12 protein-coding genes are annotated in these 16,726 nt (G+C 33.0%); 7 read left to right on the top strand and 5 right to left on the bottom strand.

All coding sequences use genetic code 11. The features are described 5' to 3' along the window. Positions 1-148: 148 nt before the first annotated feature. The 5 genes from IW20_RS21395 (at position 149) to IW20_RS21375 (ending at position 6,527) form a co-directional block, all read left to right on the top strand. Positions 149-1,216, top strand: a complete 1,068-nt coding sequence (locus tag IW20_RS21395; RefSeq protein WP_035627334.1) for a hypothetical protein — start codon at positions 149-151, stop codon at positions 1,214-1,216. Positions 1,217-1,393: 177 nt separating this feature from the next. After that, positions 1,394-2,908 carry a histidine ammonia-lyase gene (hutH, locus tag IW20_RS21390; protein ID WP_035627332.1) on the top strand — a complete coding sequence of 505 codons (1,515 nt, stop codon included), beginning with the start codon at positions 1,394-1,396 and terminating at the stop codon, positions 2,906-2,908. A gap of 48 nt (positions 2,909-2,956) precedes the next feature. Continuing rightward, a complete protein-coding gene (locus tag IW20_RS21385) occupies positions 2,957-3,601 on the top strand; it encodes a DUF47 domain-containing protein (RefSeq protein WP_035627329.1) in 645 nt (214 codons plus the stop codon). Positions 3,602-3,635: 34 nt separating this feature from the next. Beyond that, a complete protein-coding gene (locus IW20_RS21380; RefSeq protein WP_035627327.1) occupies positions 3,636-4,976 on the top strand; it encodes an inorganic phosphate transporter in 1,341 nt (446 codons plus the stop codon). Between the two features lie 174 nt (positions 4,977-5,150). Then, a complete protein-coding gene (locus tag IW20_RS21375; RefSeq protein ID WP_035627325.1) occupies positions 5,151-6,527 on the top strand; it encodes an SMI1/KNR4 family protein in 1,377 nt (458 codons plus the stop codon). A gap of 82 nt (positions 6,528-6,609) precedes the next feature. On the opposite strand, the gene IW20_RS21370 is transcribed toward IW20_RS21375, so the two are convergent. From IW20_RS21370 to IW20_RS21355, 4 genes are all read right to left on the bottom strand, one after another. Continuing rightward, positions 6,610-7,005, bottom strand: a complete 396-nt coding sequence (locus IW20_RS21370; protein ID WP_035627322.1) for a tautomerase family protein — start codon at positions 7,003-7,005, stop codon at positions 6,610-6,612. Between the two features lie 83 nt (positions 7,006-7,088). Further along, positions 7,089-7,601, bottom strand: a complete 513-nt coding sequence (locus tag IW20_RS21365; protein WP_035627319.1) for a DUF421 domain-containing protein — start codon at positions 7,599-7,601, stop codon at positions 7,089-7,091. A gap of 99 nt (positions 7,602-7,700) precedes the next feature. Further along, complete coding sequence (rimK, locus tag IW20_RS21360; RefSeq protein WP_035627316.1) at positions 7,701-9,071, bottom strand: 30S ribosomal protein S6--L-glutamate ligase; 1,371 nt, start codon at positions 9,069-9,071, stop codon at positions 7,701-7,703. A gap of 132 nt (positions 9,072-9,203) precedes the next feature. Further along, a complete protein-coding gene (locus IW20_RS21355; protein ID WP_035627314.1) occupies positions 9,204-11,750 on the bottom strand; it encodes an ATP-dependent Clp protease ATP-binding subunit in 2,547 nt (848 codons plus the stop codon). Positions 11,751-12,007: 257 nt separating this feature from the next. Between IW20_RS21355 and gyrA the strand changes: the two genes are divergently transcribed. Beyond that, entirely contained in the window at positions 12,008-14,647 is a 2,640-nt protein-coding gene (gyrA, locus tag IW20_RS21350; protein ID WP_035627311.1) for a DNA gyrase subunit A, read from the top strand. A gap of 47 nt (positions 14,648-14,694) precedes the next feature. Next, positions 14,695-15,963, top strand: coding sequence for a tetratricopeptide repeat protein (locus IW20_RS21345; protein ID WP_035627307.1), 1,269 nt, complete (start codon positions 14,695-14,697; stop codon positions 15,961-15,963). 119 nt (positions 15,964-16,082) lie between these two features. Here the strand turns inward: IW20_RS21345 and IW20_RS21340 are convergent, their stop codons facing one another. Then, positions 16,083-16,724: an endonuclease III domain-containing protein gene (locus IW20_RS21340; protein ID WP_035627305.1), complete on the bottom strand. Its 642-nt coding sequence runs from the start codon at positions 16,722-16,724 to the stop codon at positions 16,083-16,085. Between the last annotated feature and the right edge of the window lie 2 nt (positions 16,725-16,726).

The following is a 16,726-nucleotide window of genomic DNA, read 5'->3' as shown; positions in this document are numbered from 1 at the left end:
ATTATAAAGGTTCATGTTTGTGAGAATTGATGTAATTAAATTTTAAAGAATTATTATTATTAATTATTTTAAATTTAACATGTAAAATCCTTACTTTCTGTATTTGTTTTGACTATTTTAGCCGAATTGATTTTAAAAAAAAATAAAAATGAAGAAAAAAATTACTCTGCTATTTGTATCTTTTTTCATACTTGCATCTTGTAGTAGTGATGAAGATAGTTCGGTTATTCCAGTGGCTCCAGTAGCTCCTACTGCTATCCATGCAGTATTAAATGAAGGTAGTGTAGATATTACCTGGACTGGTGTAGAAGGTGCTGGTATTACATATAATGTTTACAGAAATGCTGTAAAAATTAATACAGTTTCACTTAAGGAGGCAAAATTTACTGATGTTCTTAAAAGTACAGGCTCTTTTGTATATACTGTTACAGCTAATTTAGGTGGTGCGGAGAGTACAAAAGGTGAGGTTTCTGAAAAAGTTATATTAGAACTTCCTAAAACAAAAACGATGCAATCAATTGATATATATTATGACACGAAATATGAATATGCATATACTTATGATGCATCTAATATTACTAAATTAGTGAGTCAAACTAGTAAAGAAACCAACATAGATTTAACAACAAAAAAGGTAACTGTAACAAATACGGTACTTAAGTTTACTTATGCGGGAAATTTAATTACAAAAATAGGCTACTATAGTGTTGATGATATTCCTAGGTCCTTTGTTGAGTATGTGTATAATGCGCAAAAAAAAATGATAGGTAGGATAGTAAAAAGATCGAATGGAAGTATTAGTTATACTGTTACTTATGAATACAATGAGGACGGAACAATTACTGAAACAAATGACTCACCTGATTCGGGTCCAGGTATATATACTTTTGGAAATGGTAATTTGGTAAAATATAGTATTACGACTCCAGTATCTAAGGTTGATAAATATGTTGTAGTAACAAATTATGTTTATGATTCAAAGAATGAACCTACTTTAAATGTTTTAGGATTTAATTTTTTTGTAAATAATAGTAAAAATAATGAGATTAGCTCCTCAACAGTTTTTAATTATAACGGTGAAATTGATAGTACAGAATCGTCTAAAAGTGATAATATGTATAATGAAAATGGTTATGTATTAACAACAATGAAAACTCTTAAGGTATCCTCTGGTGAAACATTACAAACTCAACAAACAGTTATAACTTATTACTAATTTAAGAAATTTTTTAGTTTACCTAAAATTATAACAAAAGCAACTCTAAAAAGGGTTGCTTTTTTTGTTTAGGCTCATTCCTTATATTTTTATTTGCTATTAAGATTAAATAATCCTCAATAAACATTGCTTTTTAATATTGATTTGCTGAATTTTGACATTCAAATACAATATAAAATGAGCAACATTCATTATATCAGTACGGAGCTACTGAATTTAGAGCAATTACAAGAGATAATCGTAGAGCAAAAAACATTAGAACTATCTGATGAAGCTAAAATCAATGTACAGAAATGCAGAGATTATTTAGATAAAAAAATGGCTTCGCATTCTGATCCTATTTATGGGATAAATACAGGATTTGGGTCACTTTGTAATGTGAAGATATCCAATGAGAATTTATCTAAACTTCAAGAAAACCTTGTGAAATCTCATGCTTGTGGAACTGGAGAAGAGGTACCGCAAGAAATTGTAAAATTGATGCTATTGCTTAAAATACAATCATTAAGCTACGGACATTCGGCTATACAATTACAAACATTAGAGCGTTTAGTTTCTTTTTACAACAATGATATCTTACCAGTTATTTATACACAAGGATCACTTGGAGCATCTGGAGATTTAGCACCATTGGCACATTTATCATTGCCTTTATTGGGTGAGGGTGAAGTATATTTTGAAGGAAAAAAAGTGCACTCAAGTGAAGTTTTAAAGCATTTTAATTGGGAACCTATTATTTTACAATCTAAAGAGGGATTGGCATTATTAAACGGAACACAATTTATGAGTGCTTACGGAGCTCATATTTTAATGAAAGCTTATAAATTCTCTTATTTAGCCGATTTAATTGGAACAATTTCGTTAGAAGGTTTTGACGGAAGAATCGAGCCATTTCATGAATTGATTCATTTTATTCGCCCTCATAAAGGACAAATTGTCACTGCACAACGTATCAAAGAATTTTTAGAAGGAAGCGAAATCATATCTCAGGTAAAAACGCATGTTCAGGATCCATACTCGTTCCGTTGTATACCACAAGTTCATGGAGCTTCAAAAGATGCGATTGATTATGTGAGAAAGGTTTTTAAAACAGAGATAAATTCAGTTACCGATAACCCTAATATATTTGTAGAAAGCGACGAGATTATTTCTGGAGGAAATTTCCACGGACAACCTTTGGCTTTAGCCTTAGATTTTATGGCAATTGCCTTGGCGGAATTAGGAAGTATTTCTGAAAGAAGAACATATCAGTTAATTTCTGGATTACGTAATCTTCCTGCATTTTTGGTAGATAATCCAGGATTAAATTCAGGATTAATGATTCCGCAATATACAGCAGCAAGTATTGCTAGCCAAAACAAGCAATTAGCAACACCATCTAGTATAGATAGTATCGTTTCTAGTAACGGACAAGAAGATCACGTGAGCATGGGAGCTAATGGAGCTACAAAAGCATTGCGTGTTATGGATAATTTAGAGCGTATTCTTGCTATTGAATTATTGAATGCTTCACAAGCAATTTCATATAGAAATCCGTTGAAATCGAGCGACTTTATCGAGATGTTTTTAAATAGCTACCGCGAAGTTGTACCATTGATTACTGAGGATAGAATCTTACATTATGATATAGAGAAGACAATTTCATTCTTGAATAGTTTCCAAATTGAAAATGATTTGTTAACAATGGCTTAACATAACGAAAGAATAATGAAGTAATTTTGCAGTATTAAAAATATAAAAATGTCAATAAACAGTATTTTCCAATTTTTAGTGCCGAAAGACAAGAAATTCTTTCCACTTTTTGAAGAAGCATCAAGCAATTTAATTGAGTTAGCTTCTAATTTACACGAAGCAGTAAATCTTCCTTTGAAAGAAAGAGAAGTACTTTTTCAAAAGATTGATGAATTGGAACAAAAAGGCGAGGATATTACTCGTCAGACAAATCTAGAATTAAGCAGAAACTTCATTACTCCTTTCGATAGAGAAGATATTCATACTTTGATTACTTCTATTGATAACGTAGCCGATTATTTGCACGGTGCTGCAAGTAGAATGAAGTTGTATCAAGTTGATAAGATTACAAAATCTATCAGAAAAATGACTGAAATCAATCTTGAAGCATGTCAAAACATTGATAGTGCAGTAAAAGAATTGAGAAATTTAAAGAATTTCAAAGTCATTAAAGATGCGTGTGCCAGAATTAACAAACTGGAAAACAAATCTGATAATGTTTATAACAAAGCAGTTTTTGAAATTTTTGAAAACGAAACAGACGCTAAAAATATTATTAAATATAAAGAAGTGTTATCTGTTTTAGAATCTGCAACAGATAAATGTAAGAGTGTTGCAAACATACTAGAATCTATTTCTGTAAAACATTCTTAAATTCAATTCATTTCAATTCTGAAGTTATAATTTTATGACGCTACTTATAATTATTATAGTATTAGCTTTAATCTTTGATTACATCAATGGTTTTCACGATGCTGCAAATGCTATAGCTACAGTTGTTGCCACAAAGGTATTAACGCCTTTTCAGGCCGTTCTTTGGGCAGCATTTTTTAACTTTTTGGCTTATTGGGTTTTCGGTTTTGGTGTAGCAGATACTGTTGCTAAAACGGCAAATACCATGGAGATTAATCTAGTTGTAATTTTAGCAGGGGTTATTGCTGCTATTTGTTGGAACTTATTAACGTGGTGGTTTGGGATTCCTTCTAGTTCATCTCATACCTTAATTGGAGGTTTTGCTGGTGCTGCAATTGCGCATGCAATCGCTGTACATGGTTTCTCTGGTTACGTAGGAGAAGATGGTACGACACAATATTGGTATGAAATTGTAAGTTGGTACAAGGCAGGTAAAGATGGAGGGATGCCTTCGGGAGTCCTCATAATTGTTGCCTTTATTGTCTTAGCGCCACTATTAGGAGCATTAGCCTCTTACCTAATTTCTATCTGGTTATTAAATGCTTCTAAGAAAAGTATTTTACCAAAGATATTTACAGTTGCTTTAATGATTTTTACGGGTGTTTTTATATACTACCAAATGATTCCTTATGATATAATCGTAAAGGATGGAGGGCAACCTCGTTTTGCATCTTCACGTTTTTGGAGTGTAGTATTAGAGGCACATAATATAAAATGGTTTTTGGTAGGATTTATTATCTATTCAATGTCTGCATTTGCTTTGATATTTAGTAGTTTAAATCTTCATCAGGCAGATGGAGCACTGAAAAAAATGCAATTATTATCTTCAGCGGCTTTTAGTTTAGGTCACGGTGGTAATGATTCTCAAAAAGTAATGGGTATTATTGCAGCAGCAGTTGCGGTTTATATTCATACAAATCCTGGTGTTCACATGGAATCTTGGTTAGATGTAGTGCTTCCGTCAGATGGTGGAGCATTCAAGATGCCGCCATGGATTCCTTTAGCTTGTTACTCTGCAATTGCAGCAGGAACATTAAGCGGTGGATGGAAAATTGTAAAAACAATGGGGTCTAAAATTACTAAAGTTACATCATTTGAAGGTGTAGCAGCAGAAACTGCAGGAGCATTAACATTATATTTTACAGAGCATTTTAAAGTACCAGTAAGTACAACACATACTATTACAGGTTCTATCATCGGAGTTGGATTAACAAAACGTGTATCTGCCGTTCGTTGGGGTGTAACAGTAAGTTTATTATGGGCTTGGGTATTAACGATTCCTGTTTCGGCACTTTTGGCTGCGATAGTGTATTATATACTTAGTATTTTTATATAATAGTAAGAACATATTTGTGAAATGTGAGATTCAAAATCATATTTTAAAACTATAAAAAAAAAGCTAGTTTCTTTATTGAAGCTAGCTTTTTGTTTGTTGAAATAATTTGTGCTAAAACTAAAATAGAGTACATTTATTCTATTCTAAATATAGAACGAAGGAATAAAGATTAAAATGGAAGAATCGAATAATAAGTTCGTAACTGAACAAATAGAAAGGATTAAGAGTAAGTTAGTTGAGGTTAAAGCGATAGATAAAGATTTAAAAGTATTTGGATCTTCAAGTCATAAATATATCTTGGGAAAAGTTGTAAGTAAAGAAGATATTTTAAAATTTGAGGCGAAATATAATGTAGCGCTTCCTGATTGTTATAAAGCATTTTTGATGAATGTTGGAAATGGAGGTGAATCATTCTCGTCTTCGGCTGCAGGACCTTTTTACGGAATATATCCGCTAGGAAAGAATGTAAACGAACTAATCTATGAAAATACCGAGAAGTATTTAAAAGATGATTGCGTGTTATATCCTAAAATGTCAGATGAATATTGGGATGATTTAACTGAAAAGATAGAAGATGATACTATTTCTGAAGAAGATTTTGAGAAAGAATTAGGGAGGATATATGGAGGTTTGTTACCTATTGGTGAGCAAGGTTGTTCTTGTTATCATGCAATTGTTTTAAATGGAGAATATAAAGGAAGAGTTGTAAATATTAATAATGAAAGGTATAATCCTCAATTTACTTTTGAATTAAACTTTTTAGATTGGTATGAAAGATGGTTAGACGAAGTAATTTCGGGTGATTTGATGCAGGATAATGCAGGATGGTTTGGATATAGAATAGGAGGCTCTTTGCAAGACATTCTAAAAATGTACTTTTCGACTAATGATATTGAGATTAAGAGTGATTGTTTGACAGGGATTTTAATAAAGCAAAAATTAGATTCTGAGATATTAGATATAATCGAAGAGGAGTACAAGATAAGTAATGGCGAGATAAAAAAAGAGTTACTTCTGATACTTACTAAATTTGATTATGAACGTGCATATCCATATTTAGTAGATTTTGCAGAGGTGAGTTTATTGCATGTTTTTCAATTTGTGTTTTGGTATGCCAAAGGCAAAAGTTCAGATTGGCTTGGAATAATTGAGTCGAATATAGAAACAATAAATGACGACGAAACGTTTAGTTTTTGTGTGTATTTATTAAAAGAAATGAATATCGATTATAGTTATCTTATAATTCCGTTTACTCAAAGTAATGATGAAAGCATAAAGGTTACTACATATTATATGCTTGGGCAGTTAAGTAATAAAGAAAATTATATAGATGTTTTTATTATAGGATTAAATGATCAATCGAACCGAGTTGTTCATACGGCTTTGCAAGCTTTATCAGGAGTAGAGGACAAGAAGCTTTTAAAGCATTATAAAAGTATTGCAGAAAGGTTTCCTGTAGAGCAAGATTATATTTTGGTGAATCTAAACCACAGACTTAAGCCGTTCGGATTAACTAATACAACAATTAAAGACTTGGATCTTGATGCTTAACGTAATTTCGATTATATAAAAAGAGAGCATAATTTTCATCGAAAATTATGCTCTCTTTTTATATTTTTCAGGTATTGAAACTTTAAACTTCAACTTTAAATCCTAAATCAACATCATGTGCGGATTGTCCTCCTTGAACACCCCAGCTTTCTTTTTTGCTGTCTCTAACAACAATTAAAATATGGTCTTTTGGGATGCCTAATTCAGATAAGTTTTTAACGATTTCGCTAAATAATTTTCTTTTCGCATCAATAGAACGTCCCGAAAATGCATCAATGCTTATTAAAGTGTATAATTCAGGTTGAGTTTTAGTTGGTGAAACTGCAAATCTATGTGGCGGATGAACCAAAAGTCTAACGGTTTTGTCTTCAGGTGGAATTTGAAAAGCTGCTACCATTGCAGAATGAACTGCATCGATAATTTTAGTACCTTCTTCTTCGTTATAGTCTTTTCTAACTTCTATTAAAATTGCTGGCATACTATTTTGTGTTTGAGCTATTTGGTTTTATTGATGCTAATCCTTTTGACTTTATGACTTTTAAACTTTCGACTTAATTTTAATTATTTCTGAAAGTTTTTATGATTGTGTTTTCGTTTGTAAATAGTTTGTTTTAAATGATCAGTACCTTTCGAGATAATACTTATTGTGCCATCTATTTCTAACATCGCTAATTTTACCTCTTTATAGTGTTCTACACCGTGCTCGCGCATAGCTTCTTCAATTTCATCCGAGGATATATTTAATTTACTTAACGATTTAAAATCGATATGACCATTATGGATGAGAACCTCGGGTTTTTCGAGCAAAAGATTGTGTAGGGTTTTGTATTTGTATGTAAGCTTTTTCAGAATGTAATTAATGATAAACAATACGGCTGCTGCGGCAATTCCTCCTAAAAGACTAGTGTCGCTGCCAACCATTGCATTCTGTACAGCATTACTAATTAATAATATCAGAATTACATCGGCAGTATTAAGTTGAGATAATTCTTTTTTTCCAAAAACACGTAATGCGATTACCATAAAAAAGTAAACCGAAGCACTGCGGATGACAATATCGAGATATGGATTCATTTTTTGTATTCGGTTTTTAGTTATAGTGTTCGGTCGCAGTATTCAGTAATCAGTCTCAGTAATCGGTTACTGCGACTGTAAACTGCGACTGGAAGAAACTTATCTAAGCTTAAAATTCTTTTCGATAGCTTTTATCATTTCACTGGCAACATCTTTATTTGTAGCTCCTTCAATTCCTTCTAATCCAGGAGAAGAGTTTACTTCTAGTAATAAAGGTCCTTTTGATGAGCGTATAATATCTACACCAGCAACTTTTAAATCCATTGCTTTGGCAGCTTTTATAGCAATTCTTTTTTCTTCGCTAGTTATTTTTAATATTGATGCAGTTCCGCCTAAGTGAATATTTGCTCTAAACTCGCCAGGCATAGCCTCACGCTGAATAGCTGCAACTACTTTTCCGTCAATTACAAAACAACGGATATCTTTACCATTTGCTTCTTTAATGAACTCTTGTACCAGAATGTTGGCATTTAAGCTTTTAAAGGCATTTATAACACTCTCAGCAGCCTTTTTTGTTTCTGCTAATACAACACCTTTTCCTTGAGTTCCTTCTAATAGTTTTACGATTAAAGGAGAACCTCCAACCATTTTTATTAAATCATCAGTATCCAAAGGAGAATTAGCAAAACCAGTTGTCGGAATATCGATTCCGCTATGCAGTAATAATTGTAAAGAATACAATTTATCACGTGATTGGGTTATTGCTGAAGCGGAATTTAAACAGAATACCTTCATGGCTTCAAACTGGCGTGTTAAGGCACAACCATAAAAGGTAATACTTGGACGAATACGCGGAATAATTGCGTCAAATTCGTTTAGAATTTTCCCGCCACGATAATGAATCTCAGGAGTTTTAGCATCAAGTTTCATGTAGCATTCTTTGATATTCAAAAATTGCATATCATGACCTCGCATTTCGCCAGCTTCCATGATTCTTTTGTTGCTGTATAACTCAGGATTACTAGCCAAAAGACCAATTCTTAAACCAGAACTTGCTTTCTCAGAGTTTTTATATAATTCTTTTAAGGTGTCAGAAGTTGGTTGCCCTAAAAGATATTTTTCCTCAGGATCTACAAGCACTCTACCGCTCATTGCTTCACGACCTAAAAGCATTCTGAAACCCATCGAATCTCGATTGGTCAAAGTCATTTCTATAGGCCATTTAATATCACCAATTTTTAAGCTGGTTTGTATAACATAGCGTTGCTCTCTAAATCCGCTAGAACTTTTTACGATCCTTTTGTCTACAAGAGGAGCTTCGCAATGTATTATTGTTTTTGTATTGTTTTGTATCGGATTAATATCAAACTTAACCCAATTTGCATCATTTTTTATAAAAGGAGCTATGTTAATGGCATGCATCGCCGAAGTTTTTGCACCCGAATCTACACGTGCTTTAATTGTAGGGATTCCCAATTCTGGAAATGAGCACCATTCTTCGCTACCTAGGATGACTTTATTTTGAAGCATAATTTGATTTGTTTTACTTAATCAAAAGTAAATATTTGTTTTTAATAATTGACTCATTTCATATAAAGAATAAACCCGTTATGTTATAAAAAACGTAACGGGTTTAGATTTTGTTATAAAAAATAAATTATATTATTGATTTGTTGGTTCTTCTGCTTTATGAACATCAACAGTAAGTTCTTGAGACTCTTCGTTTAAATCAATTAAGATTTCATCGCCCGAAGTAATTTTAGAAGTAATTATTTCTTCTGCTAATATATCTTCAACGTATTTCTGAATCGCTCTTTTTAACGGTCTTGCTCCAAATTGCTTGTCGAAACCTTTGTCTGCAATAAACGCTTTGGCTTTATCAGTAAGATTTAATTTGTAACCTAACTCTTCTACACGTAAGTATAGTTTTTTAAGTTCGATTTCGATAATCAAATCAATATCGCTTTTCTCTAAACTGTTGAATACAATTACATCATCAATTCTGTTTAAGAATTCTGGTGCGAATGTTTTTTTCAAGGCGTTTTCGATAATGCTTTTAGAATTTTCATCGGCCTGAGCTACTTTTGCAGCAGTTCCGAATCCTACTCCCTGACCAAAATCTTTTAATTGTCTTGCTCCAACATTTGAAGTCATGATAATTATAGTGTTTTTAAAGTCAATTTTTCGACCTAAACTATCAGTTAAATATCCATCATCAAGTACTTGTAGCATCATGTTGAATACATCTGGATGTGCTTTTTCTATCTCATCTAGAAGTACTACACAATAAGGTTTTCTACGAACTTTTTCAGTCAATTGTCCACCTTCTTCGTATCCTACATATCCCGGAGGCGCTCCAACTAAACGAGAAATAGCAAATTTCTCCATGTATTCGCTCATGTCAATACGTATTAAAGCATCTTCAGAATCGAATAATTCTTTTGCTAGAACCTTTGCTAGTTGTGTTTTACCTACACCAGTTTGTCCTAAGAAAATGAATGATCCAATAGGTCTGTTCGGATCTTTAAGACCAGCTCTGTTACGTTGGATAGAACGAGCAATTTTTAAAACAGCTTCGTTTTGACCAATTACTTTATCTTGAATTAATTCAGGTAATTTAGCCAATTTGTTGCTTTCTGTTTGTGCAATTCTGTTTACAGGAATTCCTGTCATCATAGACACTACATCGGCAACATTATCTTCGGTTACAAGGATTCGATTACTTTTAGAATCTTCTTCCCATTGTTCTTGAGCTACAGCTAATTCTTTTTCGATGCGTTTTTCATCATCACGAAGTTTAGCTGCTTCTTCATATTTTTGTTTTTTAACAACTACGTTTTTCAGTTCACGTACTTCCTCTAGTTGTCGTTCTAAATCTAAAATTTGTTTTGGAACATCAATGTTGGTAATGTGTACGCGAGAACCAGCTTCGTCAAGAGCATCAATCGCTTTGTCTGGCAAGAAACGCTCCGACATATATCGGTTTGTTAATTTTACACAAGCTTCAATTGCTTCTGGCGTATAGGTTACATTATGGTGATCTTCGTATTTGTCTTTAATGTTATTTAAGATTGCAATTGTTTCTTCAACAGATGTTGGTTCTACAATTACTTTCTGGAAACGTCTTTCTAAAGCACCGTCTTTCTCTATATATTGTCTGTATTCGTCAAGAGTAGTTGCTCCAATACATTGGATTTCTCCTCTTGATAAGGCAGGTTTAAACATATTCGAAGCATCTAGAGATCCAGTTGCACCTCCAGCACCAACGATAGTATGAATTTCGTCGATAAAAAGGATGATATCATCATTTTTTTCTAACTCATTCATTACAGCTTTCATTCGTTCTTCAAACTGACCACGATATTTGGTTCCTGCTACAAGGCTTGCTAAGTCTAGGGTAACTACACGTTTGTGAAATAAGATACGGGATACTTTTTTCTGTACAATACGCAAGGCTAGTCCTTCGGCAATAGCAGATTTTCCTACTCCAGGTTCACCGATTAATAAAGGGTTGTTCTTTTTTCTACGGCTTAAAATTTGCGAAACGCGTTCAATTTCTTTCTCACGTCCTACAACAGGATCTAGTTTTCCTTCCTCTGCCATTTCTGTTAAATCTCTCCCAAAATTATCTAAAACAGGTGTTTTTGATTTTTTATTGGACTTATTGGCTGGATTATTAAAACTTCCTTCTTTAAGACTGTCATCTTGTCCTGAATCATCATTATATGATTCGTTTCTTGGCAAGTTTTCTAAAAATTCTTCTTCGCTTGGAGTCATATTTAAGTATTGTTCTTTAGCTATATCATAATCTATTTTTAGTTTATTCAATAGCTTGGTTGTTGGATCGTTTTCGTTTCGTAAGATGCATAAAAGCAAGTGTGCCGTACTAATAGATGAACTCTGGAATACTTTGGCTTCTAGAAATGTAGTCTTTAGCGCTCTCTCTGCTTGACGTGTGAGGTGCAGGTTTTTTTTCTCTACATTAACTTCGGCACTAAGATTGGCAGGGCTCAGTATTTCGACCTTCCTACGTAAATGCTCTAAATCGACTGCTAGGTTATTTAATATATGAATGGCTTTTCCGTTTCCATCCCTTAAAATGCCTAGCATCAAATGTTCAGTACCAATAAAGTCGTGACCCAATCTTAAGGCTTCTTCTTTACTGTAGGTAATAACATCTTTTACTCTTGGTGAAAAATTATCATCCATAATATATAATTAGTATTGTAAATTTAGTGAATTAGTGTATGAAAAACAAAAACCATACCCATTAGAAACTCATGTCAGCTAAGGGACGAAAAAAATAATAATAAATGAGTTAAATAAGATTTAAATTATTAACTAAAATGCAAAATAAAGTTGTTAATAAATCATTGAAATAAGTAGGGGAAAATACCCTCAAAAATTTCAAAAAGGCGTATATTGGCACGTTTTGAAACTAATATAATTTTTTAATATAACAACTTATGTCTGAAGGAGAAAAGTTAATTCCTATTAACATAGAGGATGAAATGAAATCAGCTTACATCGATTATTCGATGTCGGTTATTGTATCGAGAGCTCTTCCTGATGTTAGAGATGGTTTGAAACCAGTGCATCGAAGAGTTCTTTACGGAATGTATGACTTAGGAGTAACTTCAAAATCTGCCCACAAGAAATCTGCGAGAATCGTAGGGGAGGTTCTGGGTAAGTATCACCCACACGGAGATACATCTGTTTATGATGCAATGGTTCGTATGGCACAGGAATGGAGTATGCGTTATTTATTAGTAGATGGTCAAGGTAACTTTGGTTCTGTCGATGGAGACAGTCCTGCAGCAATGCGTTATACGGAGGCTAGAATGCGCAAGATATCTGAAGATATTATGGCAGATATCGAAAAAGAAACAGTTGATTTTCAATTAAACTTTGACGATACATTATATGAGCCAAAAGTAATGCCTACAAGAGTTCCTACTTTATTAGTAAACGGAGCAACAGGTATTGCAGTTGGTATGGCAACTAATATGCCACCACACAACTTAACTGAGGTTATCAATGGTACATTAGCATATCTTGATAATAACGATATTGAAATTGACGAATTAATTACTCATATTAAAGCTCCCGATTTTCCAACAGGAGGTATAATATATGGATACGAAGGTGTTCGTGAAGCTTTTAAAACTGGTAGAGGACGTATTGTAATGCGTGCTAAAGTTGGTTTTGAAGAAGTAGATGGTAGAGAATGTATTATTGTTACCGAGATTCCATATCAGGTTAACAAAGCCGAAATGATTAAACGTACGGCTGATTTAGTTAACGATAAGAAAATTGACGGTATTGCAAATATCCGTGACGAATCTGACAGAAACGGTATGCGTATCGTTTATATCCTGAAACGTGACGCTACGCCAAACGTAGTTTTGAATACCTTATATAAATTTACATCATTACAATCATCTTTTAGTGTAAATAACATTGCATTAGTAAAAGGTCGCCCACAAATGTTGAATCTAAAAGATATGATTCATTATTTTATTGAGCACCGTCACGATGTTGTAGTTCGTAGAACTCGTTTTGAATTGCGTAAAGCAGAAGAAAGAGCACATATCTTAGAAGGTTTAATCATTGCTTCTGATAATATTGATGAAGTAATTGCAATCATTAGAGGTTCGAAAAATACTGAAGAAGCTCGTGAGAAATTGATCGAAAGATTTAGTTTGTCAGATATTCAGGCTCGTGCTATTGTTGAGATGCGTTTACGTCAGTTAACAGGTCTGGAACAAGACAAGTTAAGAGCAGAATACGAAGAGTTAATGAAATTAATCGAGCATTTGAAAGCATTATTAGCAGATGTAGAGTTAAGAACTAATTTGATTAAAGAAGAGCTTATCGAAATCCGTGATAAATACGGAGATGCGCGTCGTTCATTAATTGAGTATTCAGGAGGAGATGTAAGTATCGAAGATTTAATTGCCGATGAGAATGTTGTAATTACAATTTCGCATGCGGGTTATATTAAACGTACAAACTTAACAGAATACAAAACACAAAATAGAGGTGGAGTTGGACAAAAAAGTGCTGGAACAAGAGATCAGGATTTCCTTGAGCATATGTTCGTAGCGACCAACCACCAATATATGATGTTCTTTACGCAAAAAGGAAAATGTTTCTGGATGCGTGTTTACGAGATTCCAGAAGGAAGTAAAACTGCCAAAGGTAGAGCTATCCAAAACTTAGTAAACATTGAAAGTGATGATAAAGTAAAAGCTTTCATTTGTACACAAGACTTAAAAGACAAAGATTATATCAATAGTCATAACCTTGTAATGGTTACTAAACAAGGACAGGTTAAGAAAACATCTTTAGAGAAATATTCTAAACCTAGAGTAAATGGTGTAGCTGCAATTACAATTAAAGAAGGAGATGAGTTACTTGAAGCAAAATTAACTAACGGAGAAAGTCAAATTATCTTGGCTGTTAAATCTGGTAAATTAGTTCGTTTTGAAGAAACTAAGACTCGTCCGATGGGAAGAACAGCTTCAGGAGTTCGTGGAATTACATTAAAAGACGAAACTGATGAAGTAATTGGAATGGTTACTGTTGATAAAGACAACGTTAACGATTCGCAAATTCTTGTTGTAACTGAAAATGGATACGGAAAACGTACTAAATTAGTTGATGATGATGGAGAAGATGTTTACAGAATTACCAACCGTGGAGGTAAAGGAGTAAAAACTCTTAACATTACCGAAAAAACAGGAAAACTGATCTCTATTAATGCTGTTACAGATGCTGATGATTTAATGATTATCAATAAATCTGGATTAACAATTAGAATGGCCATTGAAGATTTACGTGTAATGGGTCGTGCAACGCAAGGTGTTCGATTAATTAACCTTAAAGGTAAAGATTCTATCGCAGCAGTTACAAAAGTAATGAAAGACGATGTTGCAGAAGTTATTGTTGACGAAGATGGTAATGTTATCGAGAGTGTTATCGAAAGAGTAAAACCAGATTCAGAAGTTCTTGAAGATGATGGTACTGTTGAAGACGATGATGAAGACGAAGATGATGTTGAGGACGAAGACGATTCAGAAGAAGAGGAAGAGTCTGAAGAATAAAAAATAAGAACCCAACAAACAATTTAAATAAATCAAAAATTAGAATTATGAAAAGTAAATATGTAATACTAGCGTCAGCATTATTGATATCGGTAGCTACTTTTGCTCAAAAAGATCAAATTAAAGACGCTGAAAAAGCATTGAAAAATGGCGATTCTAAATCGGCTATTACTATTCTAGATGCAGCAGATTACCTAATTGTAAATGCAAAAGATAGCGAGCAAGCTCAATATTATTTTGTAAAAGGAAATGCTTATTTAGATATGGCAAAAAAAGGAGTAGAAGAAGGTAAATATCTTTTACTTGCTGCAGATGCATATAAAACATTAATAGATACAGAAAAAACTTCAGGAAAAGTTAAATATTCAACTCAAGCTGCTGCTTCAATCACTGATATTAAAGGAAGATTGATTAACGGAGCTATAGCAGATTCAAAAGCTAATAAAAATGCTGATGGTGCAAAAAAGATATATGATGCTTATTTGCTAGACAAAAAAGATACTATCAACTTGTATTATGCTGCTTCTACTTATGTAAATGCTGGAGATTATACAGCTGCTTTACCTTTGTACGAAGAGTTAAAAAAACTGAACTATTCAGGAAAAGGAACAGCTTACTTGGCAACAAATAAAGCTTCAGGAGAAGAAAATGCATTTAATACTGCAAGTGAAAGAGATCTTGCTGTTAAAATTGGAACTCATGAAAAACCAAGAGTAGAAGTTTCTCCATCTAAAAGAGGTGAGATTTACAAAAACATTACTCTTATCTTAGTTCAAAGTGGTAAAATTGAAGAAGCTAAAAAAGCAGTAGCAGAAGCTAGAGCTGCAAATCCAGAAGATTCTTCATTAATCTTAACAGAGGCAAATTTATACTTAGAAACTAAAGATTACGATACGTATAAAAAATTAATCGGTGAGGTTTTGAAAAACAATCCAAACGATGCTGATTTACTTTTTAACTTAGGAGTACTTAGCGGAAATGCTAAAAACCCAGCTGATGCTGAGAAATATTACAATAAAGTAATCGAAATTAAACCTGATTATACTAATGCTTATATTAACCTAGCTGCATTAAAATTAGAGGACGAAAAACCTATAATTGATGAAATGAACAAGCTTGGAACATCTGCAAAAGATATGAAGCGTTATGATGAATTGAAAGCTAAAAGAAATAACCTTTTCAAAAGCACAATTCCTTACCTTAAAAAAGCTTCTGAGTTAGATCCTAAAAACGAGGATATTTCTAAGACTCTTTTAAATGTTTACAGCGCACTTGAAATGACTGCTGAATACAAAGCATTGAAAGCAAAAATGTAATATTATTTTACAAGCATAAAAAAACCGAGATTCATATCTCGGTTTTTTTATGCTTTGTAGTGACGCACTCTGTAGAGACGCACCGCAGTGCGTCTTCTTTAATTTATAAGAGGAGGTGATTATTTTAAACTGAGGTAATAATTGCAATGTGGATTAATCAAACATTCATTGCATTTTGGTTTAGGGCGGCAAATTTCTCTTCCTAAAAATGATATTGCCATTCCTATTTCTCCCCAGATATCTTTTGGTAAAACCTGCATTAATTCTTTTTCGACTTTATTACCATCTTTAGATTCTTTTGTTAATCCAATTCTTGGAGCAACTCGTATAACGTGTAAATCAGCAATTATTCCTTCAGCAGGTTTGTTTGATTCTCTCAAAATTACATTTGCAGACTTTCTACCAATGCCTTTTAAAGCAACTAAATCCTTCATTGTCATCGGGATGTTTTCATCCTTTTTAAGTGTATTTGCAATTTCTATTAACCATTCAGCTTTTGTTCTGTAGTTTCTAACTTTGCTAATGTCAGTAAAAAGTTCTTCTAGATTTGTTGCAGCAAGACTTTGTATATTTGAATATTTTGCAAAGAATGTAGGCGCAATTGTATTGATATTTGCATCAGAATCTTGTGCCGACAATACCACCATTACAAGTAATTGATAGGTGTTTTTATAATCCAAAGGATGTTTTCGCCCTTTATATTTCGCTAGTAGCGGTTCTAGATTTTCTTTCCAATTTTGGGAATCTCCAAATAAGTCCATGA

The sequence above is a fragment of the Flavobacterium hydatis genome, from assembly GCF_000737695.1.
In the GTDB taxonomy this organism is placed as follows: domain Bacteria; phylum Bacteroidota; class Bacteroidia; order Flavobacteriales; family Flavobacteriaceae; genus Flavobacterium; species Flavobacterium hydatis.
Note: the sequence above shows the minus strand (reverse complement) of the source record. Positions and strands in the feature narration are given on the sequence as shown.